The sequence below is a fragment of the Tianweitania sp. genome, assembly GCF_032053605.1.
Taxonomy (GTDB): Bacteria; Pseudomonadota; Alphaproteobacteria; order Rhizobiales; family Rhizobiaceae; genus Tianweitania.
Window position 1 is genome coordinate 1 of the sequence record NZ_DAMBUH010000174.1, and the last position, 2,639, is coordinate 2,639.

Annotated in this window: 4 protein-coding genes and 1 other RNA gene; 2 read left to right on the plus strand and 3 right to left on the minus strand. The window is 63.2% G+C overall.

Annotation, left to right across the window (positions count from 1 at the left end; genetic code table 11):
* On the minus strand, nucleotides 1-318 hold a 318-nt coding region (locus tag RTX98_RS20160; RefSeq protein ID WP_312798665.1), incomplete at its 3' end, for an AAA family ATPase.
* A 136-nt stretch (nucleotides 319-454) separates the two neighbouring features.
* Nucleotides 455-548, minus strand: an RNA gene (ffs, locus tag RTX98_RS20165) — signal recognition particle sRNA small type.
* A gap of 178 nt (nucleotides 549-726) precedes the next feature.
* Here ffs and RTX98_RS20170 point away from each other — a divergent pair.
* A complete protein-coding gene (locus RTX98_RS20170; protein WP_312798667.1) occupies nucleotides 727-1,149 on the plus strand; it encodes an HIT family protein in 423 nt (140 codons plus the stop codon).
* A gap of 31 nt (nucleotides 1,150-1,180) precedes the next feature.
* Nucleotides 1,181-2,122 (plus strand): NAD(+) diphosphatase, encoded by a 942-nt coding sequence (gene nudC / locus RTX98_RS20175; protein ID WP_312798668.1) that lies wholly within the window; start codon nucleotides 1,181-1,183, stop codon nucleotides 2,120-2,122.
* Nucleotides 2,123-2,136: 14 nt separating this feature from the next.
* Here the strand turns inward: nudC and RTX98_RS20180 are convergent.
* Nucleotides 2,137-2,639, minus strand: a 503-nt coding sequence (locus tag RTX98_RS20180; protein WP_312798669.1) for a prephenate dehydratase domain-containing protein, incomplete at its 5' end; no start/stop codon positions are given.

Genomic DNA, 2,639 nt, shown 5'->3' on the forward strand with positions numbered 1-2,639 from the left:
GATCACGTCGACATGGCGGCCTTCCATGATGGCCTGGCAGTGCTCGCCGAGGGTTTCGAGCGCAACCGAAGGGCGGTCGATCTCAGACGTCTTGTAATTCAGCGCGCGGGCGAGAATGCGGGCGGTGGTGGTCTTGCCGACACCGCGCACGCCCGTCAGCATCCAGGCCTGGGCGACGCGGCCGGTGTCGAAGGCGTTGGTGAGGGTGCGCACCATCGGCTCCTGGCCGATCAGCGTGGTGAAATCGGCCGGGCGGTACTTGCGGGCAAGAACGCGGTAGCCCGCGGCGCTCGACGACCCTTGTCCGGCTTCGCTCATGCGCTCGCGCTCTTCCTTTGAAACTGGCTGTTCGACTCAAGGCGCGCTGATTGTCCTGCGCCCGGTACGCCGCGTCAACGCGGGTGATGCTTCCCCGAACTTAACGGGGGCTTGCCCGACCTTAACGGACAAGACGGTGGGAGGCTGACGAAATGACCCGTTCCAGAATCGTTAGGGCTGCTTCCTTCCGGACCTGACCCGGTTGGCGAGTGGATCGTCCACCAGCCAACCTCCCGCGGCTCATATCGTCAATCGGCGCAGCATTTGCAAGCGGTGAGTGTCGATGGAGGCGTGGCAAATGTGTGATGCTGAAAATGAATCTTTACCCCATGCACCACCATGACTTGCGAGCTTTCGAAGGCGCGACTAGCCTCCTGCTTTCACGGTTTTCGTATACGGGGATTGTTCATGGACACGCCGCACCATACGGCCGGGTTTGCGCTCGATGCGCGTCTCGAAGCCGATAGCGAGCACGTGATGTGGCTGAGCCTGTGCGAGCTGCGGCTGATGAACGACAGCCGCTGGCCTTGGCTGATTCTCATTCCGCAACGCCAGAAGATCGCGGAAGTGCATGATCTCACGCCGCTCGACCAGACCATGCTGACCTTCGAGACCAACATGGTGGCGGAAGGGCTGAAGAAGCTGACGGCTTGCGAGAAGATCAACACCGGCGCGCTGGGCAATATCGTGCGTCAGCTGCACGTCCATGTCATCGCGCGCAACACCGGCGATCCCGCCTGGCCCGGTCCCGTCTGGGGCCACGGTCTGCGCGAGCCCTATCGCCGCGAAGCGCTCCATGAGTTCTCGGCACGGGTGCAGGCCGCCCTCTGAAAAGAAGCCTGACCACCGGGCCGGAGCAACAATGACCTTCTTTCTGTTCGACCGCCCCGAGCGCGAACCCAGCGCCTTTGTCGGCTTTGCCGGCAATGTTCTCGACCGCCAATCCGAAACGCGTGACGATGATTGCGTTTCCCGCGCCTTGCAGGACGAAACCACGCGGCTGATGCTGCTGTCGGGCTCCAGGCTGCTGCTGCGCTTGGACGGCGAGACGTTCGCGCCCTTCTTCATGCGCCAGGAGGCTGAAGCGCTTGGCCAGCAACCGGCCGACGCGATCCTGCTTGGACGCGACGAGCAAGGCCCGCTGCTGGCGCTGGATACCGATCTTGATCCTGAAACGCTGCCCGCGAACATCAAGGCGATCGATCATCGCTCGATCTACAGCCAGGGGCTGATCGATGCGGCCGAACTTGGCGCGTTGGCGCAGGCCGCTTCGCTAATTTCCTGGAACCGCACGCATCGCTTCTGCGGCAGCTGCGGCCATCAGACCGAGAGCCGCATTGGCGGCTACAAGCGCTCCTGCCCGAATTGCGGCGCAGAGCATTTCCCGCGCACCGATCCGGTGGCGATCATGCTCACCGTCAAGGATGACCGCTGTTTGCTCGGCCGCAGCCCGCATTTCGCGCCCGGCATGTTTTCCACGCTGGCCGGCTTCATCGAGCCGGGCGAAACGATCGAGAACGCGGTGCGGCGCGAAACGCTGGAAGAATCCGGCATCCGCATCGGGCGCGTCGCCTACCATGCGAGCCAGCCCTGGCCGTTTCCCTATTCGCTGATGATCGGCTGCTTCGGAGAGGCGTTGAGCGACGAGATCCAGGCGGATCTGACGGAGCTCGAAGATTGCCGCTGGTTCAGCCGGACTGAAGTGCGCGCCATGATTGCGGGAACGCATCCCGAGGGCTTGGCTGTGCCGCCTCAGGGTGCCATCGCCAGCCACCTGATCCGCTTCTGGGCGGATCAGGATTGAGGGTTTCCGGCGTCTCAGTCGGATAGCTTCCACTCGTCGCGGGACTGGCTCGCCGGATAAACGCCGAGAATGCGGACTTCGCGCGAGAAGAACTGCAATTCTTCCAGGGCCAAGGTCACGTTGTGGTCGTCCGGGTGCCCCTCGATATCCGCGTAAAACAGCGTCGCTGTGAACTCGCCGAGCTGGTAGCTTTCCAGTTTGGTCATGTTGACGCCGTTGGTCGCGAAGCCGCCCATCGCCTTGTAAAGGGCGGCCGGCACGTTGCGGACGCGGAACATGAAGGTCGTCATCATGCGTTCGTCGGCAGATACGCGCGGCGCACGCTTGTCTTCCTTGGACAGAACCACGAAGCGCGTGACGTTGGTGTCGGTGTCCTCGACATTCTCTTCCAGGATATCGAGACCGTAGAGGCTGGCGGCGAGCCGCGGCGACAGGGCTGCCATGGTGCGGTCGGCCGTTTCCGACACGAGCTTGGCGGCGCCGGCCGTGTCGCCGGCAATCACCGGCTTCCAACCAT

Excerpts from the sequence above, each read along its gene's own strand:
- RTX98_RS20170 (WP_312798667.1), top strand. The coding sequence starts at position 727 with ATGGACACGCCGCACCATACGGCCGGGTTTGCGCTCGATGCGCGTCTC.
- nudC (WP_312798668.1), top strand. The coding sequence starts at position 1,181 with ATGACCTTCTTTCTGTTCGACCGCCCCGAGCGCGAACCCAGCGCCTTT.